The 23724-nt window shown below is 73.9% G+C and carries 16 protein-coding genes; 6 read left to right on the forward strand and 10 right to left on the reverse strand.

Annotated elements, in window-relative coordinates:
* The first annotated feature begins 62 nt into the window (after positions 1–62).
* Positions 63–443: a BlaI/MecI/CopY family transcriptional regulator gene (locus ACZ7FF_RS21960; protein ID WP_470813928.1), complete on the forward strand. Its 381-nt coding sequence runs from the start codon at positions 63–65 to the stop codon at positions 441–443.
* A gap of 373 nt (positions 444–816) precedes the next feature.
* On the opposite strand, the gene ACZ7FF_RS21965 is transcribed toward ACZ7FF_RS21960, so the two are convergent.
* Positions 817–1728: a M56 family metallopeptidase gene (locus ACZ7FF_RS21965; RefSeq protein ID WP_470813929.1), complete on the reverse strand. Its 912-nt coding sequence runs from the start codon at positions 1726–1728 to the stop codon at positions 817–819.
* A 271-nt stretch (positions 1729–1999) separates the two neighbouring features.
* Between ACZ7FF_RS21965 and ACZ7FF_RS21970 the strand changes: the two genes are divergently transcribed.
* Positions 2000–3604 carry a glycosyltransferase family 2 protein gene (locus ACZ7FF_RS21970; RefSeq protein ID WP_470813930.1) on the forward strand — a complete coding sequence of 535 codons (1605 nt, stop codon included), beginning with the start codon at positions 2000–2002 and terminating at the stop codon, positions 3602–3604.
* Positions 3605–3616: 12 nt separating this feature from the next.
* On the opposite strand, the gene ACZ7FF_RS21975 is transcribed toward ACZ7FF_RS21970, so the two are convergent.
* From ACZ7FF_RS21975 to ACZ7FF_RS21985, 3 genes are all read right to left on the reverse strand, one after another.
* Entirely contained in the window at positions 3617–5863 is a 2247-nt protein-coding gene (locus ACZ7FF_RS21975; RefSeq protein ID WP_470813931.1) for a bifunctional glycosyltransferase/CDP-glycerol:glycerophosphate glycerophosphotransferase, read from the reverse strand.
* A gap of 727 nt (positions 5864–6590) precedes the next feature.
* Positions 6591–7157: a TetR/AcrR family transcriptional regulator gene (locus ACZ7FF_RS21980; protein ID WP_470813932.1), complete on the reverse strand. Its 567-nt coding sequence runs from the start codon at positions 7155–7157 to the stop codon at positions 6591–6593.
* Between the two features lie 67 nt (positions 7158–7224).
* On the reverse strand, positions 7225–8103 hold the full coding sequence (locus tag ACZ7FF_RS21985) for an SDR family NAD(P)-dependent oxidoreductase (protein ID WP_470813933.1): 879 nt from the start codon (positions 8101–8103) through the stop codon (positions 7225–7227).
* Positions 8104–8298: 195 nt separating this feature from the next.
* Here ACZ7FF_RS21985 and ACZ7FF_RS21990 point away from each other — a divergent pair, with 195 nt between their 5' ends.
* Positions 8299–8871 (forward strand): dihydrofolate reductase family protein, encoded by a 573-nt coding sequence (locus ACZ7FF_RS21990; RefSeq protein ID WP_470813934.1) that lies wholly within the window; start codon positions 8299–8301, stop codon positions 8869–8871.
* Between the two features lie 4 nt (positions 8872–8875).
* Here ACZ7FF_RS21990 and ACZ7FF_RS21995 read toward each other — a convergent pair whose 3' ends face one another.
* Positions 8876–9727 carry a LysR family transcriptional regulator gene (locus ACZ7FF_RS21995; protein ID WP_470813935.1) on the reverse strand — a complete coding sequence of 284 codons (852 nt, stop codon included), beginning with the start codon at positions 9725–9727 and terminating at the stop codon, positions 8876–8878.
* Between the two features lie 80 nt (positions 9728–9807).
* Between ACZ7FF_RS21995 and ACZ7FF_RS22000 the strand changes: the two genes are divergently transcribed.
* Complete coding sequence (locus tag ACZ7FF_RS22000) at positions 9808–10302, forward strand: cupin domain-containing protein (RefSeq protein ID WP_470813936.1); 495 nt, start codon at positions 9808–9810, stop codon at positions 10300–10302.
* Between the two features lie 42 nt (positions 10303–10344).
* Here ACZ7FF_RS22000 and ACZ7FF_RS22005 read toward each other — a convergent pair whose 3' ends face one another.
* Positions 10345–12414 carry a SpoIIE family protein phosphatase gene (locus ACZ7FF_RS22005; RefSeq protein ID WP_470813937.1) on the reverse strand — a complete coding sequence of 690 codons (2070 nt, stop codon included), beginning with the start codon at positions 12412–12414 and terminating at the stop codon, positions 10345–10347.
* A 307-nt stretch (positions 12415–12721) separates the two neighbouring features.
* Here ACZ7FF_RS22005 and ACZ7FF_RS22010 point away from each other — a divergent pair, with 307 nt between their 5' ends.
* On the forward strand, positions 12722–13504 hold the full coding sequence (locus ACZ7FF_RS22010) for an aminotransferase class IV (protein ID WP_470813938.1): 783 nt from the start codon (positions 12722–12724) through the stop codon (positions 13502–13504).
* A 101-nt stretch (positions 13505–13605) separates the two neighbouring features.
* Positions 13606–13818 (forward strand): hypothetical protein, encoded by a 213-nt coding sequence (locus tag ACZ7FF_RS22015; RefSeq protein ID WP_470813939.1) that lies wholly within the window; start codon positions 13606–13608, stop codon positions 13816–13818.
* Between the two features lie 171 nt (positions 13819–13989).
* Here ACZ7FF_RS22015 and ACZ7FF_RS22020 read toward each other — a convergent pair whose 3' ends face one another.
* The 4 genes from ACZ7FF_RS22020 to ACZ7FF_RS22035 all read right to left on the reverse strand — a co-directional run bounded on the left by ACZ7FF_RS22020 (position 13990) and on the right by ACZ7FF_RS22035 (position 23617).
* Entirely contained in the window at positions 13990–14691 is a 702-nt protein-coding gene (locus ACZ7FF_RS22020; protein WP_470813940.1) for a helix-turn-helix transcriptional regulator, read from the reverse strand.
* Between the two features lie 357 nt (positions 14692–15048).
* Complete coding sequence (locus ACZ7FF_RS22025) at positions 15049–17859, reverse strand: helix-turn-helix transcriptional regulator (protein ID WP_470813941.1); 2811 nt, start codon at positions 17857–17859, stop codon at positions 15049–15051.
* The gene (locus ACZ7FF_RS22030; protein WP_470813942.1) at positions 17853–20546 is read right to left on the reverse strand and encodes a LuxR C-terminal-related transcriptional regulator; all 2694 of its coding nucleotides are present in this window, start codon (positions 20544–20546) and stop codon (positions 17853–17855) included. Before ACZ7FF_RS22030 ends, ACZ7FF_RS22025 begins: the two co-directional genes overlap by 7 nt.
* 173 nt (positions 20547–20719) lie before the next feature.
* Entirely contained in the window at positions 20720–23617 is a 2898-nt protein-coding gene (locus tag ACZ7FF_RS22035) for an ATP-binding protein (RefSeq protein ID WP_470813943.1), read from the reverse strand.
* Positions 23618–23724 lie beyond the last annotated feature (107 nt).

Here is a 23724-nt window from a genome sequence, read left to right on the forward strand (position 1 = left end):
GAGCACCACGGCGCGTAGGATCGATCGTGGCGTGCGTACGGGAGGCACAGGAGGGGTCGGGCATGGCTCACGACAGCGGTGGCGAGCAGGCCGACCGCCGGGCGAGCGGGGCGTTGGAGGCCGAGGTCATGGCCGTGCTCTGGAGCGCCGGACAGCCGCTGACCGCCGGCGCCGTCCAGGGCGCGCTGGCACCCGGACTCGCCTACAAGACCGTGCTGACCGTGCTGGGGCGGCTGCACGCCAAGGGGATGCTGGAGCGCGAGCGCTCCGGCCGCGCCCATGCCTACCGCCCGCGCCGGGAGGCGGCGGAGGCCTCCGCCGAGCAGATGAAGACCGCCCTGGACCGCGGCCACGACCGCACGGCGGTGCTGCAGCGTTTCATCGAGACCCTGGATCCCGCGGACGAGGCCGCGCTGCGCGCTCTCCTCGGCCCGGGAGGGTGACATCGACCACACGGAAACTCGACCGCCACGGTCACACCGACCCCACGGAATTCAGCCACGGGGGTCACACAGGCCCCATGGGACTCGGCCGCCCTAGTCACACCGGTCCTACGGAAAACGGCGCCGGAGTCACACCGGCCCCATGGTCACGGCCGCCGGAGTCACACCGGCCCTCACGGAACACGGCCGCCATAGTCACATCGGCCACACGGGAACTCGACCGCCGCGGTCACACCGACCCCACGGGACTCAGCCGCGGGGGGTCACACAGGCCCCATGGGCTCGGCAGCCGGGGTCACACGGACCTCACGGATCACGGCCGCCGCAGTCGTCACCGGCCCCCGGGCGCCGGCGCCCGCCCCGGGCCGGCGCTTCAGACCAGGTGGAGAACCTGCAGGCAGCGCGCCATGTCCGAGGTGACCTCGGCGAAGGCCAGACCGGTCAGGGCGGTGACCGCCAGGGTGGGCAAGGCCGCTCCCCAGTGACTGGTCGGACGCTCGGCCTGCAGGGCGCCGACGCGCGCGGTGACCTTGTGCCGCAGGTAGGCCAGGACGCCCTGCGGCCCACGGGTCCGGGCGGCGGCGGCGAGGGCGAGTGCGGCGCGGGCCAGGGAACGGGCCGCGAGCGGGCGGCTTCCGGTCGTCCGCGCGGCCTCCTCGTCCGCCCAGCGTTCGATGTGGAAGTCGACGAGGTCCCGCACCGGCCGCAGCAGCGGGTTGCAGGCGGCCGCCGTCTCGGCGACCGCCGCGTAGAGGTGGTGCCGGTGGCGCAGATGGGCCCGCTCATGGGCGAGCAGCACCGCCTGCTCGTCGGCGGGCAGGGCGCGCAGCATGGCGGTGGTCACCACGACCCGCCCCGACCGGCCCGGCAGCGCGTAGGCGTCCGGCTGGTCCGTCTCGATCACCACGAGGTCACCGGCGGCCGGCCGCTTGCGCAGCGGGGCCAGCTCACGCAGCGTGGACCATCGGCGGCGCACCACCGCGAGCGTCCGCAGCAGCGCCCCCGCGAGCAGCACGGCCGCCAGCACCCCGAGGACGTTGGGGACCGGGTCGTCGTCGGCCAGGGCGATCGCACTGCTGTGGGCCTGGTCCTGGAAGACGTCGGTGCGTCCCAGCCCGCCCACCGTCACCGCCGTCAGGCCCCACACCGTGGCGGCCCCCGCGACGAGGCTCAGCAGGGTGAGTGCGCGCACCGCGGCGGCCGGGGCCAGATGGCGCCCCAGGCGCGGGCCGAGCAGAGCGAGGGCGACCGAGGCCAGGAGAAGCAGGTAGACGGTGATGCGCACAGCGGCTCCGGTCGGCTTCGGTTCCGGACGTGGACCGGCGCGTGAGGCACCGGCTCCCGCTTCAGTAGAGCACGGATGGTCATTCGTTCGACGTGCGCGAGGTAAGACCCGAGTTAGTTCTGCCGATGTCCCCTGAGGACCCGCCGCTACCGTCCCGCACCGCCCCTGTCTCACATAATGTAGGAGTTCATTGGGATCTGCCCGCGCCGGGCCCTCTGCCGTGGCAGGGGTGCCTGTCACGGCCGCGCGAGGAGGAGCAGAGGTGTCCAGCGTGAACGATGGCGTCGTGACGGTGGTGGTCATCACCTACAACGACGCGGAGCGGGTCGCGGAGGCGGTCGCCTCGGCGCTCGCCCAGGGCGACGCGGTCGGCGAGGTCGTGGTCGTCGACGACGCGTCCACCGACGACACGCCCCGCCTGCTGGAACGGCTCGCGGCCGCCGACCCCCGGGTGCGCGTCGTACGCCGGGCGTACAACAGCGGCGGTTGCGGGACCCCGCGCAACGACGGGATCGACGCCGCCCGCTCCCCCTGGCTCGTCTTCCTCGACAGCGACGACGTCCTTCCGCCGAAGGCGGTGGACTCGCTGCTCGCCACCGCACTGCGGCACGACGCCGATGTGGCGGCGGGGCTGTGCGTACGGCGCGAGCTGCCCGGTGGCCGGGAGATCCCCTGGCAGGAGCAGCTGTTCGCCAGGGAGTCGGTGCACGACGGGGTGGCCGGGCGCCCGCGGACACTGTGGGACACGCTGTCCGTGAACAAGATCTACCGCCGGGAGTTCCTGCTCACCCGGCGGATCCGGTTCCCCGACGGCGCGGCGCACTACGAGGACTTCGTCTTCACCGCGCGCGTCTACGCGGCCCGCCCGCGCCTCGCCGTCACCCCCGCGACCGTCTACGTCTGGCATGTGCGCTACGGCACCGGTCAGGCCTCGATCTCACTGCGCCGGGACCGGATCCAGAACTGGCGGGACCGGGTCGCCGCGCACCAGCAGGTGCTGGAGATCATGCGGGACAGCGGCGAACGGGATCTGCTGATCGCCGCGCAGACCAAGTTCCTGGAGTTCGATCTCCCCGTCTACCTGGGCGAGCTGCCCCGGCGTGCGCCGGAGTACCAGGACCAGTGGTGGCGGATCTCACGCGAGCACGTACACGGCTTCGAGAAGGAGGCCGTGTCCCGGGCCACACCCGCGGCCCGCTGGCGCACCGCGGTGCTGCTCGGGCGCGAGCGGCGGACGGCGGACCTGGGGCGGCTGGCCGAGCTGGCGGCCGACCCGCCGCGGCTGCCGCCTCCGTACGCCGGTGACCGGCCCCGGCCACTGTGGGACGAGGCGCGTTCCGTCCCGGGCGAAGCGGACGAGATCGTGCTCGACGGTCTCGCCGACGCCCCGCTCGCGCAGCTCCCGCTGTACGTGGCCGCGGACGTGGACACGGGCCGCCGGCTCCGGCTCGGACTGCGGCTGACCGAGCTGTACGGCAGGACCGCGCAGGCCGGACCGGAGCGGGCGACCGTCGAGTTCCGCCACCGGGTGACGGACTCGACGCGACAGTGCGAAGGGGTGTGGGAGGCCGTGCCCGGCGGCGAGGGACGCCGTGCCGTCGTCGCCGTCGACGCCGGGGCGCTCTGCGAACAGGGCACGATCACCACGTGGGACGCCTGGGTGACCCTCACCTTCCGGGACGGTGAGCGGGTCACGCGGCCGTTGCGCGCCGGAGCGGGCCTCGGACGGTCGGTGCGGCTCGGCGGGCGGGCGCGGGTGCTGCTGCTCCAGCCCTACGCCACCCAGAGCGGATGTCTCGCCCTGCGTGTCGCCGACGGCCTCGTCGGGCTGCGGACCGTGGTCGCGGGGCGGCTCGCCCGCCGGGTGCGGTCCTGACCCGTGGCGTGTTCAACCGGCGGTCGGCGCAAGGCTGTTCGGGTCGGTGGGCGCCCCGGTCCGCTCGCCCAGGAAGACGCTGCGCACGACGCGCTCGGCAGCACGCCCGTCGTCGTGGGGGCAGAAGCGGTCCCGGAATCCGGCGAGCCGCTTGGCCGCGGCGGGGCCGGTGTGCTCGCCGCGCCGGAACACCTCGACGAGCGCCTCCTGCGTGGTGGCGACCGCGCCGGGCCCCTCGGCGAGGAGGTCGAGGTAGACCCCCCGGGTGCGCCGGTACACCTCCCAGTCGGGGGCGTAGACGACGATCGGCCGGTCCAGGACGGCGTAGTCGAACATCACGGAGGAGTAGTCGGTGACCAGGACGTCGGCGGCGAGGCACAGGTCCTCGATCGACGGGTGGGACGAGACGTCCACGACGCCCCGCGAGGAGGAGGTCCACGGGGCGTCGAAGTAGTGCGAGCGCACCAGCAGGACATGGTCGTCGCCGAGTTGGTCGGAGAGCCACCGGGCGTCCAGCAGGGGCTCCGGCCCGTCCTGGTGGTCGCGGTGGGTGGGGGCGTAGAGGACGGCGATCTGCCCGGGCGCGATGCCGAGTTCGCCGCGCACCCGGTTCATCCGGTCGAGCGAGGCGTTGACCAGCCGGTCGACCCGCGGATAGCCGGTCTCCAGCACGTCGTAGCCGCCGGGGTAGACCCGGGAGAACACCTCGGTGGTGTGGGGGTTCGGCGAGACCAGGACGTCCCACCGGCCGCACTGCTCCACCAACCGGTCGAAGTTCATGCCGCGGGCGGCGGCGGGGTGGTCCCGCAGATCGGTCCCCATCTTCTTCAGCGGGGTGCCGTGCTGGGTCTGCACCAGCACCGCGCCGCGCCGCTTGGGCAGCTCGTACGGGAAGTTGACGTTGTTGACCAGGTACCTGGCCCGCGCCATGGTGCGCAGGCAGCGGGGGGTGCCCTCCACGACGTACTCGACGCCCGGCGGGACGGCAGCCGTCCTGTCCCTCGCGACGACCCACACCCCGCGGACGCCCGGGGCGAGTTCGCGGGCCTTCTCGAAGATGGCCGCGGGGTTGCAGGCGTAACCGCGGTTCCAGTAGGCCGCGTAGACGGCCAGGTTGTCGTCGGCCGGAAGGCGCAGGCAGGCGTGGTAGTAGGTCCGGCGCAGCGCCGAAGCGGCGAGCCGCGGAGTGCGCCGGGCGGTACCGCGCGCCCGGCCGAGGGAGGTGCGCAGGCCGAGGCGGAGCCGGTTCACCGGCTCCAGCGCCGCGTACGCGGGATAGGCACCCCGCTCCACCAGCCGGTACTGCAGGCCGCGCAGCCCGGACGGGTAGGAGTAGCCGCTCGGCCGGAACCGCCGGAAGTGCTCCGAGATCCGCTGGAAGAAGTCGCGCCGCAGGTTCTCCGGCACCAGGCCCGGGGTGGCGAGCACCGTGGTCGCATGGCGCACGGTCCGGTCGAACACCGCTTTGCGGAACGGCTCCGCGGTCTCGGCCTCGCGGTCGATGAAGGCGAAGATCCGCTCGTACTGGCCGAAGAGGTCGAAGTGCTTCGGACTGGAGGTGCTCGTGATCGCGCCCTCACGTCCGCGCTGGTAGTGGTAGCAGACCCGGTCGAGCATGCTGAGCCGGCGGGCCGCGAGCAGCACGGGATAGGTGACCGAGATGTCCTCGTAGTACCCGTGCCCGAACTCCACCTCCAGGCCGAGCAGGAACTCCCGGCGCAGCACCCTGCCCCACGCGGTCATGATGAGGTCCAGGGTGCCGGGCCGCTCCCCGAGCGTGAACGTCTCGGGCGCGTCCCGGAAGAGATGGGCGCGCACGTTGCGCTCCACGCTTCCGTCCGGGTTGACCAGGGCGTGGTCGACGAGGAGCACGTCGGGAGCGGTGCGCCGCAGCCGCTCGGCGACCGCGGCCAGCGCCCCGTCCGTCAGCCGGTCGTCGCTGTCCACGAACCAGACGTACTCGCCCCTGGCCCGGGCCAGGCCCTCGATGCGCGCCCGGCCGAGTCCCACGTTCTCCGGGAGGTGCACCACGCGCAGCCGGGAGTCCTTGGCCGCGTAGTCGTCGAGCAGGGCACCGCTGCCGTCGGGCGAACAGTCGTCCACGGCCACGACCTCGACGCCCTCGCAGGACTGCGCCGGCCCCAGCAGGGAGTCCAGGCATCCCGGCAGGTAGTCCTGCACCTGGTAGACGGGCAGGACGACGGTGATGAGCACGTCCTCCCCGGTCCGCCGTGTGGCCGGGCTGTCGTTTGTTGCCACATGTCCTCCAGGCAGGTGCCGTGTGTATGCCTTGCGCGCCCCGACGGGACCCGGGCCCGATGCGGTCCGGCGGCTCGCGTCGCGCCGCCGGCCGGCGGCGAACTGCCCCGGGCGCACACATGTGCTCGGCCGCGTGGCCGGGTCACGGGCACAGAGTAGTCCTACAAAGTGTAGGACTACTAGGCGGGCCGTGCGCCGGTGCGAAAAGCAGGCAACTCGGAGATACCAGGCGGTGCGGCCCCCGCGCCCGGACCCAGCCGGGACACCACCCGAAAGGGCGACCGGCAGCGATCATGGCGTTACGCGCTTCCGAAGTCCCTCCACCGGTCCGCCCGGAACACGCGCGGCGCGACGCCGGGCCGTGTTCCGCCCTCCCGGGAAAGCGACTCGACGGCTTCGCGGGGCCCTGGCACGCTGGCACTCCACGGGTGATTCCGAGTTCGTGAGCACCACGGACCTACGGCTCCTGCAGGGCCTGGCCCAGCGGGTCACCGCCGTCCGGCCCGACCTGGTCAACAGCGATGCCTCGCCGGGCGAGTTGGCCTGGAACTGAGGCAGGGACCGGGGAACGGAGACGACGACTGTGCTTCTCCCGCGGCGACTTGGTCGCGTGGGGCTGGTCCGGGCCACGGCACCGGGTGCGGCGTGGCGACGCGCGCCGCTCATCAGGACCGGCAGCCGAGGCCGGTGAACTCCCGGTGACGGGAGCCGACGGCCGCCACAGGCCCTACCGGACGTACAGACCTTCCAGCAGCGTGGCCAGGTAGCGGCGGGCAATCTCGACGCGGGCCGCCGAGTCGCCGTGGACGTTCGCGGCGTAGGCGATTCCGCACATCAGCGGGACCAGGTCGTCGGGGGTCAGGTCGGCGCGAACGGCCTTGGCCTCGCGGGCCCGTTCGAGCAGTTCCCGGCCGACCGACCGTATGGTCCGCTTGAGTTCGGTGGTGCGCGGCAGGGCGTCCGCGGGCGCGGCGGTCACCGGGGCGAGGGCGGCGTCGGTGACCTGCGCTTCGATGGTGCGGGTCAGGAAGCCGGCGAGCGCACGTCCGGGGTCGTCCTCCGTCAGCGCCCGTTCGCCGTGGGCGGCGAGTGCCTCCAGGCTCGGTGTGGCGACGGTCTCCAGGAGTGCCTCGCCGGTGGGAAAGTGACGGTAGACGGTGCCGACGCCCATTCCGGCGCGGCGGGCGATGTCGTTGAGCTGCAGCGGTGTGCCCTCGGCCACGAGATCGCGGGCCACGGCGACGATCCGTTCCCAGTTGCGGGCGGCGTCCTTGCGCAGGGGTGCGGTCGTCATACGGGAAGTTTAACCGGATGGCCCATCCGGATCGCTCCCGGGTGCGATCCGGACGGGCCGGCCGCCGTCACTCCGTGGTGAGTGGCGCGAGACGCTCACTGAGGCGGCGGACTGCTCCCGCGACACGGGGGTCCGCTGCCGGACGGAAGGGGGCGACGGGATGCGCCTGGGGTCCGATGACGACACCGGTCCGGCCGGCCAGCGAGGCATCGGTCGCGGCGAAGACCGAGGATCTGGCCGCCAGGGACGCCGGGCCGGAGGTCGAGCGCTCGAACCTGCGCCTGACCAGCGGCCACAGCAGCCGGAGCCCCGGCGAGACGATCTTCGGATCGCGCATGGTGCCGTTGGTCATGTCGGTCGCGGCGCCGCCCGGATCCGCCGCGAGGACCGAGACGCCCGTGCCGTCGAGCCGGCCGGCCAGCTCCAGCGTGTAGGCGAGGTTGGCCAGCTTGGCGCGGCCGTACCAGTGGAAGCCGTAGTAGCCGCCGGGCGGCTCGACCGCGTCGAATGCGCGCTTGGCGACACCGGTCGCACCCGAGGTGACGTTCACGATCCGGCTCGGCGCACCGGATCTCAGCGCGGGCAGCAGCAGTTCGGTCAGCAGATACGGCGAGAGGTGGTTGACGGCGAACGTCGCCTCGATCCCGTCGACCGAGTCCTGCCGCTCCGGGAACATCGCCCCGACGTTGTTGACCAGCACGGCGAGCGGACCGTCCGCGGCGATCCGGCCGGCGAGGGTGCGGACCGCGCCCAGCGAGGAGAGGTCCGCGGCCAGGAACCGGGCGGAGTGCGCCGGCGCCGTGGCGTCGATCCGTTCGACCGCGCGGGCCCCGCGCTCGGCGTTCCGGCCCACCACGGTGACCGCGAACCCCGCGTCGGCCAGCCCCAGGGCGGTCTCCAGCCCGATTCCCGCCGTACCCGCCGTGACCACCGCTGTCCGTCTCATCACGCCACCGCTTCCGCATATCTGGATAGGTCATCCGCTTCGCGCTCACCGTAGCAGATACGGATTACCTATCCGTTTCCCGGGTCACCGACAACTCGATTTTTCTTGACAGTTTTATTTGTCGGTACGATCCTGGAACGGCCGCGGCGCACGCCGGACGGGCGGACCGCACGCACGAGAACCGAGGAATCACCCATGCGAACCCTGATCAGCACCGCCTTCGTCTCGCTCGACGGCGTCATGGAGGCCCCCGGCGGCGAGCCCGGCTACCGCAACTCCGGATGGACCTTCAAGGGCGTCGAGTTCGCCCCCGAGGCGTTCGAGCTGAAGGAGCGGGAGCAGCGGGAGGCCGCCGCCCTCCTGATGGGCCGGGTCAGCTACGAGGGGTTCAGCCCGGTGTGGCCGGACATGCCGGAGTTCGCGCGGTACAACGCGATGCCGAAGTACGTCGTCTCCACCACGCTCACCGAGGACGACCTGGTCTCCAACTGGAGCGAGACCACGATCCTGCGCTCACTCGACCAGGTCGCCGAGCTGAAGAGGACGGAGGGAGGGCCGATCCTCGTCCACGGCAGCGCCGCGCTGAACCACGGCCTCGCGGACGCCGGCCTGATCGACCGCTACCACCTGCTCGTCCACCCGCTGCTCCTCGGCGCCGGCAAGCGCCTGTTCAGCACCGCGGACAAGGACACCCAGAAGCTGAGGCCGGTCGAGCACGAGGTCTACTCCAACGGCGTGCAGAAGCAGGTGTTCGACGTCGTCCGCTGACCGGTCAGCCCCGGAAGGCGGCCGTCGTGAGCTGGACGAACGAGCGGATCAGCGGGTTGGTGTCGCCCTCCTTCCACGCCGTCACCACGCGGCTCGGCGGCATGTCGGCCAGCGGCACCACGGTCAGTCCCTCCCCCGGCTCGTGGCCGAGGAGAGTCACGCCGACCGTGCCGTTCCAGAGCACGGCCTGCCGGCATTCCTGGACGCCACGCACCACCGCACCCTCGCGGGGCTGTCCGCCGTGCCAGTACGACTGCCAGACGGGGTCGGTGCCCGCCGGGAACCGGAACCAGCGGCGGTCCGCCAGCTCGGCCAGTTCCAGGCTGTCGCGGCGGGCCAGCGGATCGTCGGCGCGCAGCAGTGCTCCCACCGGGTCGGCGCGCAGTTCGCGCACGGTCAGGCCGGTCTCGTCGAACGGCCCGCGGGTCAGGGCGAGGTCGACCAGGCCGGCGCGCAGCCCGCAGGTGGGATCGGTCAGATCCGTCTCGCGGATGTGCACCTCCACGTCCGGGTGCCGCCGCCGGTACGCGCCGGCCAGGCGGATCGCGGCCGGGTCGGTGCTGTCGCCCAGGACGCCGATCGCGATGGCCGCGGTGCCGGCCGCCGCGGCGACGCGGAGGCGGGCCCGCTCGGCCCGCTCCAGCAGGGCGCGCGCCTCTTCGAGCAGCACGGCCCCCGCCGGGGTGAGCGAGACCCCCGCGGGCGAGCGGTCGAACAGAGCGGCACCGATCTCGGTCTCCAGCCGCTTGATCGCCCGGCTCAGCGGCGGCTGGCTCATGTGCAGTCGGACGGCGGCCCGGCCGAAGTGGAGTTCCTCGGCAACCGCCACGAAGTACCGCAGACCACGAAGCTCCATCCTGCGACGATACCGATGCGGTATCGAGGGCGCGGAACGGGTCTTGGACAGCCGCCGCTCCCCCGCAGTGGAATCGGGGCATGACCGACGAACCGAATCCCAGTGAAGCGAAGGCCGACCCGCCCGTGTCGGTGGTCGGCCCCCAGGACGGGGAGACGATCCTCCTGGGCACCACACGCATGCGCGTCCTCGAAGACGGCAGCGGCACCGGACACCGGCTCGGGATCGCCGAATCCGTCCTCCAGCCGCACACGCCCGGACCGCCCCAGCACCGCCACGCCCGGCACGACGAGGGTTTCTACGTCATCTCCGGCACCGTGCGGTTCACGGTCGGGGACAAGGACTACGACGCGACGGCGGGCACCCTCGTGATGGTCCCGCCCGGAGCCCCGCACACCTTCGCCAACACGACCGACCGACCCGCCGTCATGCTCAGCACGTTCACACCCGACCTGTACGTGCAGTACTTCCGGGACCTGCAGGACATGATGGCCGACGGCCGGCCCCCGAGCCCGCAGGCGCTCACCCGCACGATGAGCCGCTACGCCACCGAGCCCGCCACGGACCTCGCCTGAAGGCCCGTCTTCGCAGTCGCGGCGGCCGGCCGGTCGCCCCGCTCAGGACCTGGCCCGGGCGATGAGGAGGGCGACGTCGTCCTCGCCACCGGGCGAGCGCAGGGTCTCCAGGATGTGCTCGCAGGTGTGCGTCAGATCGTGGCCCTGTGTCGCGCTGAGGGCTTCGAGGAGGGTGCCCAGGCGGGCGTCGATGGGTTCGCTGCGGGTTTCGACCAGGCCGTCGGTGTAGAGGACCAGCACGTCGCCGGGCCGGAAGGCGATGGTGGTCGCCTCGAAGGGCACTCCGCCGACGCCCAGCGGCGCGCCGGTGGGCAGGTCGAGCAGCCGCGCCGTCCGGCCGAGCCGCATCAGGGCCGGCGGCAGGTGGCCGGCGAGGCAGATCTCGCACTGGCCCCGGTGGGGGTCGTAGACGCAGTAGATGCAGGTGGTGATGGTCTGCTCGATCCCCTGGGTCAGATGGTCCAGGTGACGCAGGGCCTCCGCGGGAGCGAGGGCGAGTTCGGCGAACGCGCGGGCGGCGGTGCGGAGTTGGCCCATGGTGGCGGCGGCGTTGATGCCGCTGCCCATGACGTCGCCGACGACCAGGGCGGTCCTGTCGCCCTGGAGGGGTATGGCGTCGTACCAGTCGCCGCCGATCTCGCTCGTGGCGCCTGCCGGCTGGTAGAGGCAGGCGACCTCCAGGCCGGGCACGTGTGAGGGGGGCTCGGGAAGCAGGCTGCGCTGGAGGGTGAGGGCCGCGTGGCGCTGGGTCTGGTAGCCGCGGGCGTTGTCGATGCAGACCGCGGCCCGGGCGGCCAGCTCCACGGCGAGGAACGCGTCGTCGTCGTCGAACGGTCCGCGGTCGCGGGTGCGTATGAGGTCGAGGGCGCCGAGGACCTCGCCGCGGGCCACGAGCGGTACGGCCAGGTAGGAGTGCACCCCCGCTTTCTCGAGGAGGGCCGCGGCCTCGCCGTGCCGGGCGATGCGTGCCAGGTCCTGGGGCGTGGTGCGGGGCACCAGCACGGGTCGGCCGGTGCGCACGCACCGGGTGATCAGGCGGTCACTGTCGTAGGGGGCGACCCTCCCGGGCGGGCCGGCCGCGTGGACCGCCTCGGTGGAGTGGGCCGCGCTGACGGCGAGGGCGTGGAAGAGGGCCGGGCCGTCGGGCGGCGGGGTACGGCCGGCGAGGGCGCTGTCGAGCATGTCCACGACCGCCACATCGGCCAGCACGGGGACCACGACGTCGGCCAGCTCGCAGGCCGTCGTCTCCAGGTCGAGGGTGGTGCCCACGGAGACGGAGGCCCTGGCGATCAGGGCCAGCCGCTGCCGCGCCTGCGCCGCCTCGGCGGCGGCCCGGTGCTGCTCGGTGACGTCGATGACGGAGTAGGCGAGCCCCAGCACCCTCCCGCCGGAGTCCTCCAGCCGGTAGTAGGAGACGGACCAGGCGTGCTCGTGGTCCGGATCGTTGGGGGGACGGCAGATGATCTCCCGGTCCACCACCGACTCCCCCGTCTCCAGGACGCGGCGCAGACGTGCCTCGGGGTCCGTGTTCAGGAAGCTCAGGATCTCGCCGGCCTGCCGGCCGAGACGCTCGGCCGCGGACTGGCCGGTGATGCGTTCGAGGGCGGGGTTCACGGCCACGTACCGCAGGTGTGGGTCCAGGATGGCCAGGCCGACGGGGGACTGGGAGACCAGTCGTATGGCCAGGGCGGAATCCCGCTCGATCCGCTCCACGGCCGCCTGGTCCGCGGCGAGGCCGAGGACGTAGGTGTCGCCGAGGTCGTCCAGCAGCCGCATGTTGCGGAACTCCACCAGACGGGTGCTGCCGTCCTTGTGCCGGATCGGGAAGGCGCCGGCCCAGTCGGTGCCGGACTCGATGACCTCGGCGAACAGCCTGATCACCTCGTCCCGGTGCTCCTCGTGGACGGTCAGCGGGGCCGCGTACTGTCCCAGCGCCTCGGCCGCGGTGTAGCCGAACAACTCCTCGGCCTTGGGGCTCCAGAAGACGACCTGGCCCTGCGCGTTCAACACCACCGCGGCGACGCTGAGCAGGTCGAGGAGGCCACTGGGGGGCGCGGCGGGAACCGCCAGTGGCCGGCCGTCGCCTGCTCGGGAGGAGTCCGTCGGGCCCATGTCTCATTTTCCCTCCCGCCCGGCGCCCCGGCTCGTGCCGTACCGGCGGGCGTGCTGCCTCCATCCATGGTCGTCCCCCGGCCCGGGCGGCGCACACCTGGACCGGCCGGCCGCCCGCTACGGTGTGCGGCGGAGTCGGCTGCGGACCGTGCACGGCCGACCGCCGACCTGCGCGTTCTCCGGCGCGCGGCCGTCCCGGCGCTGGGTGCCGGGTTCCGCTCCCCGGGCGGGCCTCGCGTTCTGGGCGAATCCCTAGGGACGGGCCGTCCGGGCCTCCCCGGTAACCAGGGGCGGCCACACTGGGCTCATGGCCTCTGTCAATGGAGTGCGCGCGTCCGTGGAGCAGATGATGTCCCTCGCCCTGGCGAACTACGGGCATTTCACGACGATGCGCCTGGAGAACGGAAGGGTCCGCGGACTGTCGCTGCACCTGGCCCGGCTGGTGCAGGACTGCGCCACGGTGTTCGGCGCGCGTCTGGATCCGGAGCGGGTCCTGTACTGCGTACGGCACGAGGTGGGTCCGCGGAGCGGCCCGCTGGTCGTACGCGTGACCGTCTTCGACCCCGCACTGGACATCACGCGTCCCGCCGAGAAGGCGGATCCGCACATCCTCGTGACCACACGCCCGGCGGCCGCCCTTCCCCCGGCTCCCCTCAGGGTCTGCTCGCGCACGTTCCACCGGGACAGTGCCGCCGTCAAACACGTCGCGCTCTTCGGCCAGCTCCAGGCCCGGCGTGCGGCGCAGGCCGACGGGTTCGACGACGTCCTGTTCACCGACGCCGACGGCCGGATCTCGGAGGGCTGCACCTGGAACGTCGGCTTCGTGGACGCGGCCGGACAGGTGGTCTGGCCGGACGCCGACGTCCTGCCGGGCGTCACCATGCGCCTGCTCCGGTCGGCCCGCGGGAGGAGCGCGGCACGTCCGGTCGGGATCGGCGAACTGCCGTCCATGCGCGCCGCTTTCGCCACGAGCGCCGCCGTGGGAGTGCGCGCGATCCATCAGGTCGACGAGGTGAGGTTCCCGGACGGCGACCCCGCGCTCGCCGAACTCCGGCAGGCCTACACGGCGATCCCGCCGGAGCGCCTGTAGCGGTACTACGAGTTTCCCTGACGGGACGTCCCTACGGTCGGAACGAACCAGAGCGGGCCCCGTGTCGCGGGGTCCTCCGACCGGCGAAGGGCATGGGGAACATGGCTGCAGCAGGAGACCCGGGCGCACGGGGACTGCTCTCGTGGGTGACCGAACTCCACTCGCTCGGCGCCGCGTTGCACCCCGGGCCCGACCCGGCCGACGAGGACGGCCGCGACGCGGACACCGGTCCGGAGCCCTTGGCCGATGCACCGCAGGACCGGCCGGCCTGGGCGCCGGCGCTGATCCGCGCCTGGACCTGCATCGACGGGTGACCCGGGCCTCCCCCGAGGTGAGCGGGCCGTGGAGCGCGCGGGTCCGGTGACCCGTGCCGGTGACCGCGTCCGGACCGCTCCGGGCACGGGCCGCGCGTCCGTCGACGCGCGGCCCACGCCGTCAACCGCCGGGGGGCGCCGACCGTCCGGAGCCGTCCCGGGCCGGGGCACTCACTTGACGAAGTCCTGCGCCACCCTCGGCGGCCAGGTTCCCACCTTGAGCACGCCCATCGAGTAGGCACGGGAGACGAGGGCGGCCCGGTTGGGGACGCGGAGCTTACGGAACAGGCAGGTCACGTGGTACTCGACGCCCTGCCGGCTCAGATACAGGCGTGCCGCCAGGGGAACGGTGGAGACGCCCGCGGCTATGCCCTCCAGGATGCGGGCGTCGACCTCGCTGAGGATCTTCTTGCGGGGTGTGGCCATCGCCGGCTCCGCGGTGTCGCCGGATCCGGCCATCATCAGCCAGATGGCGCAGATGTCGGGCGTGCCGCCGCGCACGGCGAACGCCGTAAGGAACGTCCGGAACGGTTCGCCGTCGGGTCCCACCGCGATGACCTCGGTGGTGAACCGGTCGCGCCGGCCGTCGGTGAGCCCGGCGAACTGCCTCAGCAGCGGCTCCTGGCCGCTGGGGTGGACGAGGTCGACGAAGGAGCGGCCGACGAGCTGGGGGGCGGAGCCGCCGAAGCGGCGGAAGAACTCCTGGTTCGCCTGCTGGAGATCGAGGTTCCGGTCGAGGCAGGCCGTGGTCAGGCCGGGCTGGTTGAACAGGGGGTGCGTCTCTGCCGGTCCGGCGGGCTCCGTCGGAGAAGTCGGTACGACGGTGGGGACGAGATCGGCCGGAACGGGAGCGGAGATTGCCAAGGAACTCATTTCCTCTCATGGCACGGGGGGGTGGCCAGAAATGCGTCGCCGAGTGGCGGGATAACTCCGGGCGCCCATGGGGAGTGGCGCTCACCGGATTCTGTATTGAACCCTAAATACGTCCGATCGGGCTGGTCAACGGCGACCGGCACCGGTACGGACAAGTTCGTGGCCGTACCTTCGAAAGGTGCGGTCCGTACCGGCGGCTTCGGTGGTTCGGTACGGTGCGGTGTTCACAGCGCACCAGTTCAGGCCTGTACTGGGGGCCTGACGGGGCGCCTACGGAGGACACCGACCGTACCGCCGAAGCCGTGAGCGGAAGGACCGCACCACGGATGGGTGACCGAAGGACCGGGCACCCCCGGGTTATTGACCGGAATTCAGTCCGGAATCCTTCAGCAGGCTGACCAGCTCGCGACGGCCCGAGATTCCGAATTTTCGATAGGAATTGGTGAGGTGTTTTTCCACCACACGCGTACCTACGCCGAGTTCAACGGCGATTTCCTGGTTGGTCAGACCGCTGCACGCCAGGGTCGCCACCCGGGACTCGGTGGGGGTGAGGGCCGCGGCCGACGACACCACCACGGTCCGCGGGGCCTGGCCCTCGGTCCGGACCGCGGGCCAGACGACGCCGCACCGGGCGGCAAGACCGGTCGCCTCCCCCAACAGGGCGCCGGCCTCGGGTCCCTGCCCTAGAGCCAGCCCCAACGCCCGCAGCGCGCGCGCCAGTTCCAGCTCATGGCCGGATCCCCGCAGCACCTCGACCGCGTCGCGCAGCAGGGCGATGCCCTCGCTGTCGCCGCGCAGTGCGCCTCTCAGCCGCTGGGCGCGCCCGAGGGCGACCTGCGCACCCCACACGGTGGCCTGCTTGTACTCCTCCTCGGCGAGGGCCCGGGCCGAGCGGGTGTCGCCCAGCCTGCCGAGCAGTCCGATCGCCCTGGGCCGCCAGGGGAAGAGGACGGGGTTGCGCCAGCCGGACGCCTCCAGCCGACGGCCGCAGTCCAGCACCGTGTCCAGGGCCCGGGCGGTCTCACCGCGCTGCGCCTCGGCCGAGGCCTCCAGGAGCCGCAGCATCGTGGTGAAGCCGAGGCCGACCGGCCGGCCCGCCAGCGCACGGGCCCGTACCCGCTCGCTGAGCGCCGGGTCCCGGGTCTCCAGGGCGACGGCGCCCAGCACCACCGTGGCGACGGCCCCCTCCTCCGGCCGGCCGGACCCGGCCGCCCCGAAGACGCGCTCGGCCCGCTCCCTGGCCTGGGTGAGCCGTCCGCGCGCGAGGTACAGCAGGGCGTGCGCGAGCGCCACCAACGGGTCGGTTCCGGCGGCCCGCAGAGCGTGCGCCTCCTCCACGCCGAGCCACGACTCGAACTCGTCCACCGCGTCGGCCGCCACCAGGGCCGACAGCACGAGGGGCAGCACGCTGTGGTCCCCGGGAGACCGCACCGGCTCGCGGTCCAGGACCCGGACGGCCTGCCGGGTCACCTGTGACGCGGGCAGGCTGCCGCTGAGCGAGACGGAGTGCAGCAGCACGGCCAGCCATTCGCGTTCCGCGGAAGAGCACACCGGCAACTGCCGCCGCTCGTCCCCCAGCAGCCGTACGGACAGCCCGAGTTCGGCGGGGTCCTCGCGTCCGCAGTGACTCAGCCGCGCCTCCAGGCGCAGTGCCAGCTCGCGCGGTGTTCCGCTCAGCTGGGCGTGGGGTCCGAGGTCGTCGGCGGCGCGCCGCAGGATGTCGAGTGCGGAGGCGCTGGTCGTGTCCAGGAAGCCGGGTGACACGTGCAGCGCGGCGGCAGCCCGGTCGCGGGCGGTGCCGAGGAGCGACATGGCCTGGGCGATGTGGCGTTCCGCGGCGGCGGGGTCGAAGTGGCGCTCGGCGCCCGCCAGATGGATGAGCAGCCGGGCGCGTTCCTCACCCTGTTCCGAGCTGTCCAGCAGCGCGCGTCTGAGATAGCGGGCGGCCGTGTCCGGCGCCCCCCGGTACAGCGCGGTCTCGGCGGCGGTGCGCAGTACGGTCGCGGCCCAGCCGGTGCCGGAGGCGGGCACGGCCATGAGCTGGGCGGCGACCTGCTCGGCGGGATGCCCGCTGTCGTAGAGCAGGGCGGCGGCGGCCTCGTGCCAGTGCTGCCGCTCGGCGAGGGTCAGGCAGGCCTCGGCCGCGTCCTGCACCACCCGGTGGACGAAGCGGGGTTCGTCCACGCCGGTGAGGAGGCCGAGTTGGTGCAGCGCGCGCGCCGCACCCGTGTAGCCGACGGTGTCGAGCCCGGCCAGCCGGGTGACCAGTTCGGGGGTGCTGCGCTCCCCCAGTGCGGCCGCGGCCGCGACGAGGTCGCGTTCGGGCTGCGGCTGGTTGCGCAGGCAGCCCGTCAGGCGTTCCCTGAGGTTCGAGGGGCACAGCGACCTGGCCGTGCCGGCCTGCTCGGCGGTGGGGCGGTGGCCGTCCATCACCATCGAGAGGACCACGGCCATGAGGAACACCGGGTTGCCGCCCGAGGTCTCGTGACAGGCCCGGACGAACTCCTCGTCGCCCGGCTCACCGAACTGCTCCCGGACGATCTCGGCGGTGGCCGCCCGCGACAGCGGGGCGAGGCGCAGCGTGTCCGTCGCCGCCTCCACCACCTCGCGCAGCAGCGGATCGCGCGCCCTCGACTCGCCCTCCCGCAGGGAGCAGACGACGACCACCCTGAGACCGTGCAGCCGCCTTGCCAGGTAGGCGAGCCAGCGCAGCGACCCGTCGTCCGCCCAGGGCAGGTCGTCGACGAGGACGAGCAGCGGCCGGGCCGAGCCGAGCCGCTCCACCATCGCCCTGAGGTCGTGCAGGACGACATAGGGAGCCGCACCCGCGTCGGCCTCCGCGGGCGGGCAGGTGTCGTAGCCGAGCGCCGGCCGTGCGGCGCCCGCCTGGTGCAGCAGGGTCTCTCGGGCCTGCTCGGGCATGTTGGGCGCCAGGCTGTCGAAGAGCTGCCGTACGACACCGAAGGCGAAGTCCTGTTCCATGGGCGCCGCGTGGGCGCGCAGCACGTACACGTCCTGCTCCGGCAGGCAGGTGGGGAGTTCCCTCAGCCAGGCCGAGCGGCCGATGCCGAGCGGACCCACGGCCAGTAAGAAGGAGGACCGGCCGTCGGCTGCGGCGCGCAGCGCTTCGCGGACCCGCTCGATCTCGGCGTCTCGTTCGATCAACATCCGTCTCGCCTTCCTTCCCTCGCACGGACGAGCGCCCGCAGTTCCTGCCGGCCACTGATGCGAAGCTTGGTGTAGGCGCGACTCAGCCGGAGTTCGACGGTGCGCCGGGAGACCGAGAGCATCTCGGCGATACGGCTGTTGCTGTGGCCGTGGGCGGCGAGCAGTGCCGTGCGCGCCTCGCTCGGCGACAGTTCGGCCCAGTCCGGGGACGCCGCGCCGAGCGGCTTCGGCCGCGGCTCCGTCCGCCGCGCGAGCAGCCGCGCCTGGGCGGCCATGGGGCTGTGCGGATGGGTGGTGGTGAGCACCGACAGCTCGTCGAGGGCCGCGGTGGCCGCGTCCCGGTTCCCGCCGCCGGACATCTCGGCGGCCGCCAGATCCGCAAGTGCCCTCAGGTGCCCGGGACTTGCTGGGACGTCTTGGAGCAGGCGCACGGCGTGCCGGGCTCTGGAGAGGCGATCGCGCCCGTTGCCCGGGCCCGCGTTGAGTTCGGCCCAGCCGAGGGCGCCGGGCGCCCCCCATCCGCGGGCGAGCCGAAGCTCCTCGCGGCTCAGCCGCTGTGCCTCGGCCCGGTCACCGGTGACGCGCAGGAGGCGGGCGGCGTACGAACGCCACGGTATGAGCGCCGGGTTGGGCTGGTGCCGGTTCAGCAGCTGCCGCCCGCACTCCTTCAGGAGGCCCACCCCCGCCCGCGGGTCGCCCTCGGCGGCGTGCGCGAGACCCCGCGCGAAGAGCAGCCAGGGCCAGTAGCCGCTGCGCCGGGTGGCCGGGGGCACCGGCTCCAGGGCGAGCGATGCGCCCTCGCGTTGGTGGCCGCTCTCCAGATCCACGAGCAGCCGGACGGCCGCGAAGTAGGGCATCGTCATCGGGTGCCGGGCGGCTGGCGGCAGGGCCGTCTCGGCTGCGGCGACGTCCCGTTCGGCGGCGGCGAGACGGCCGCGGCGCAGGTGCAGTTCGGCCCGTGCCGTGAGGACGTGGGCGACGGCCACGCCCATGTCGCGGCGGTGGAGTTCCCCGATAAGCGAGCCGAGTCCGGCCTCGGACTCCTCGTAGTGCTCGGTGAGACACAGGGCTCTGCAGGCGGCGAGGCGCGGCAGGATCAGGGCGTGTCCCGCCGGTGCGGCGAGGGCGGTCCGGGCGAGCCGTGCGACGACGGGCAGGTCCACCCCGCGCATCGCGAGCTGCCAGGCGCGCTGCCCGGCCTGGGCGGCCGGGACCGGTCGGTCGGGCAGGGCCGGCACCTCGGGCACCATCATCTCCGCACGGCCCGGCGCGGCCTGGTCGGCCGCCCAGAACAGGGCGATCAGGTCGTCGCGTTCGGGACCGGTGGCGGTGGGCAGGGCCTCGGCGACGGCCTGGCGCAGGGCGTCCGAGCCGCCGTCGGCCAGCGCCAGATCGAGCGCCCGGACGCGCAGGTCGGGGGCTGTGCCGGGTGACCGGACGAGGTCGCCGAGCCGTCTGCGGCCCGCCTCCGGAAGCGTGACCAGTTCGGCGGCGGCCAGATCGAAGGTGAGCCGCGCCCGCCGCTCCGGGCCGACCGGTTCCCGCAGGGCCCGCGTCAGACAGGCGGTGGAACGGGTGTGGTCGCCGTCCCGGCGGGCGAGCCGGCCGGCGCGTCTCAGCGCGTGCACGGCCCAGTCGGCCCCTACGGGCCCCGCGCCCAGCAGCAGTTGGGCCACGGACCGGTCGTCGGCGGCGGCGCGATGGGCGAGTTCGGCGGCACGGGCGTGCAGGTCGGCGCGCGCCGGGTGCGTCATCGCCTCCAGCACCCGGGTGCGGACCTGCCGCCGCAGCCGTGGCCCGGCGGGGGTGGCGGTGACGAAGCCGGTGGCCGCCACGGCGGCACGCAGCCGGGCCTCGCCGAGGTGTGCGAGACCGGCGAGGACGCAGACCAGGGGGAACTCCAGTACGTCGCCGCACACGGCCAGGGCCCCCAGCAGCACGACTGTCTCCTCGGGCAGGCCGCGCAGTCCCCGCTCGACGTGCTCGTCCAGGACGGCCGCGGCGATCGCCAGGAGCTCCGGCACGCGGGTCGCGTCCGGCGGGTGTCCCTGCCCGGCGAAGCGGAGCAGTGTCTCGTGGAGCACGGCCGGGTTCCCGGCGGTGGCCCGGTGGGCGGCGGCGAGCAACACCTCGTCGCCCGGCGCGCCGCAGGCGTCCAGCACCGCGCCGGTGACGTCGGTGGCGGTCAGCGGGCCGAGCGCGAGTTCGTGCACGCTCTGGGAGCCCGGGGACGAGGCGGCGACCTCGCGCCAGTCGGGTCCGCTGACCGTGGCGGCGCTGCCGACGGTGAGCAGGACCACCGGGGCGGCGGCGACGCGGCGTGCGAGCAGGTGCAGCCAGCGCAGCGACTCGGCGTCGAGCCAGTGGGCGTCCTCGACGGCGACCAGGGTCGGCTGCCGGCGGCAGCTGTGCAGCACCTCGGCCAGTCCGGGTGCGCAGGCGGCGCCGGCCGGGAGCGGGCGGCCTCCGTCGAGGTCCGCGCGCAGTCCGGGTACGGCGGCCAGGAGCTGGGCCACGACCCCGTAGCGCAGTTGGCTCTCGGCCACGCTCGCCCGGGCGCTGAGCACGCGCAGTCCATGGGCCGCGGCGCTGCGGGACGTCCAGCGGGCCAGGGCGTTCTGCCCGAAGCCGGTGCCGCCGGTGACGCTGACGACGGCGGAGCGGCGTGCGCTCAGGCCGCTGAGCACGGAGGCGAGGACGGCCTGTTCGCGTGCGTGACGGCGCGCGGCGGACGGGGCGGCATCGGAGACGGGTCGGCCGGCACGGAGGGGAAGGGGACGGGGGAACGCCGAAGGAAACATGGTGATACCGGATCTTCAGGTCGTCGAGGTCGAACGGTGCGGCGAGGGTCCCGCGTCGCTCAGCTCGCCCTGGCGGTGGGGCCGGGCTCGGCGGCCAGGCGCGGTACGAGTGTCCCAGGCGCGCGCAGGACCGCGGCGAGCTGGTCCCGTCCGTTCACGCCCAACTTCCGGTAGACACTGGTCAGATGGGTCTCGACGGTGCGTACGGTGACGCACAGCCGCTGGGCGATCCTGCGGTTGCTCGTGCCGAGCAGCACCAGGCCTGCGATCTTGCGCTCGGCCGCGGTGAGCAGGTCGGCGCGTGATCCGGTGATCGCGCTCATGCGTCCGCCGGCCGCTATCAGCATCCGCCGTGCGGAGCGCGCGAGCGGCAGCGCGCCGCAGCAACCGGCGAGGTCGGCGGCGGCGCGCAGGTGCCGGCGGGCCGCGCGCTGGTCACCCTGGCGCAGCAGGGCCCGGCCCAGCTCGTACTCGGCCCGGGCGTGGTCGGCCCGCGCGGGCGAGCGTCCGAGGGCCGTGACCGCCTCGGTGAGCAGGCCGGTCCGCGCGGCCGGGGAGGCGAGGACGCCGCGGGCGAGGGCGGCCAGGCCGAGGGCGCGGGGAGTGCCCCACCGGCGGGCCGCCTCGGTGCCGAACTCGGCGTGTTCGCGGGCCTCTTCTGGACGGTGCAGGGCGGCCAGGATGCGGCAGGCGTCGGCCCACCAGGGCGCGAAGACGGGGTTGACCACGCCCGCCTCCTGCTGGGCGCGTCCGCCGGCGCGCAGCAGCACGAGGGCCGCCTCGCCGTCGCCGAGGACCCAGCGGGCGCGGGCGCGGGCCATCAGGTACAGGTGCTGGTACGGCCCGGCGGCGGTGAGTCCGGCAGGGCCCGTGTCGGCGAGCACCTCCTCGCCGTGGGCGGCCTCGCCGCGGTCGGTGAGCGCGGTCGCGAGGACGAGCCGCGGCAGCACGAGCCGTACGCCGCTCGCCGCCTCGTCGGCCGCGGCCAGCGCGGCCCGCGCGGCGGCGACGCTGTGGTGGAGGGCTCCGGTGCCGTACAGGACCACGGCGCGGGCGGTCAGGGCGAGCGGCCCGGGCCGGCCGGTCGCGGCCTCCTCGGGACACGCGTGGCCGTCCAGGGCGCGCAGCGCCTCGTCGGGCTCTCCGGCGAGGGCGAGGGCGGTGGCCGCGGCGAGCAGCGGCCATCCGTCGCAGGAGGGCGTGTTGAGGGCCTGGCGGGCGTACCGTGCGGCCAGTTCCGGGCTGCCGCCGTACAGGGCGGCCGCGAGCGCGCCGAGCGCGTCCGGGTGCGGTTGCACGGGGCGGGGGTGCTCGGGGAGGTGTGCGAGCTGTTCCAGGACGGCGGACGCGGCCGGTCTCGCGGCGGGGCCGGTGAGGAGCAGGACGCACTCCAGCGCGGTGCGCAGCCGGTGTTCGGCCGGGCCGGGCGCGGTCCCGCCCCGGGCGTTCAGGGCCCGCAGCACGGCGGCGGCCGCCTGCCGGGCGGCCCGCGGCTGTTGCGCGGTGAGGCACGTCGTGGCGTAGGGCACGGCGACACCGGCCCGGGTGGCCGGGTCACCGGCGCGCTCCAGGGTGTCCCGGAGCACCGGGACCGCCTCGAAGGGGTCGGTCCGGGCCAGGAGGTTGCCGAGCCGCAGCCGTACCGTGGAGTCGTCGGGTTCCGCTTCGAGGACGCGGTGCAGATAGCGGGCCGCCGCCTCGGGTGCGCCGCGGTCCTCGGCCTCGCCGGCCGCGTCGCGCAGGATGCCGGACATCCACGGCTCGGGGGTGCCCGGCACTCCCAGCAGGTGCCGGGCCGCCTCCTGCGCGGGGCGGCCCGCGTCGCTGAGGAGCAGTGCGGCCCGCTGGCGCAGGTGAGCCAGGTCCCCGGCGCCGAGCGGGGCGAGAAGGGCCGCGCGTACGGCCTCGTGGACCGGTGCCGTCCGGTCCGGGAGCAGGGCTCCGGCCTCGCGCAGCAGGGCGACGGCTCGCTGGGCGAGCGGGACGGACACCCCGGCGAGGGCGGCCGTGTGCCCCGGCGCGGCCCCGTCGAGCACCGCGATCGCGGTGGCCACAGCGCGCAACCAGGCGGGCTTCTCGTCGAGCAGGTCCCGGACGGCGGCGGCGATCATGGCCGTGCCGAGTTCGAAGGCGCGGCGTCCGCCGTCGGCGTCGGGGCGGACGCCCTCGCGGCGCAGTGCGTGCAGCAGGCGGGCGGCCGTGCCGGGGGCTCCGCCGCAGACGCCCGTGACCTGCAGGACGAAGGACGGGGCGACCGGTGCGGCGAAGACCTGCCGGGCCATCCGGCCTATGGCCTCCTCGTCCAGCGGTCCGAGGGGCAGCCTCGTGCAGGCGGGATGGGCGTCGAGATACGGCCACACGCCGGTGCCCGCGGGGTCGCCGTCGCCGCGCCGGGCGAGGACCACCAGCAGGGGCAGGCCGTCGGCCCGGCGTAGCAGGAACTCGAACCAGCGCAGCGAGTGTTCGTCGCAGAGGTGGGCGTCGTCGAGGACGAGCGCGAGCGGACGCTCCGTCACCAGGGCCGCGGTGAGCCGGTAGAGCCCCTGGAACACCGGGTAGGCGGAGTCGGCGGCGAACGGGCCGCCGTCGCCGGCCGCCGGGCGGAGTGCGGGGACGGCGTGCCGTGCGGCACCCACCAGCAGCGGATGGCCCGGCGCTCCCCCGCCGGCCGCCACGAACGGGCCGTAGAGGGCGCGCACGCCGGAGTACGGCGGCACGTTCTGCGCATTGTCGGCGCATTTGCCGCTGAGCACGGTCATGCCGGTGACGCCCGGCCCCTGGGAAAACGCTTCCAGGAGACTACTTTTCCCCATTCCGGCGGGCCCCGAAACCATTACGACACCGGCCTGACCGGCGCATGCTGCCCGAGCCCGAGCGGAGAGCATCGAGATCTCGCCAGTACGGCCGAACGCCGCATGGCCGTTGGAATGGTCGGGCGCCGTTTGGCTGAAAACCACGTTCCCCCCGCTATCCGCAAAGACGCCGGCCCCCGTCGAAGCTCCTTGCAGTAAGCCCCAAAGCTGCTTGAACCAGGCCAGGTTACCTGATCGAGATGTGGCCGACT

The organism is Streptomyces sp. NPDC037126 (genome assembly GCF_055605965.1).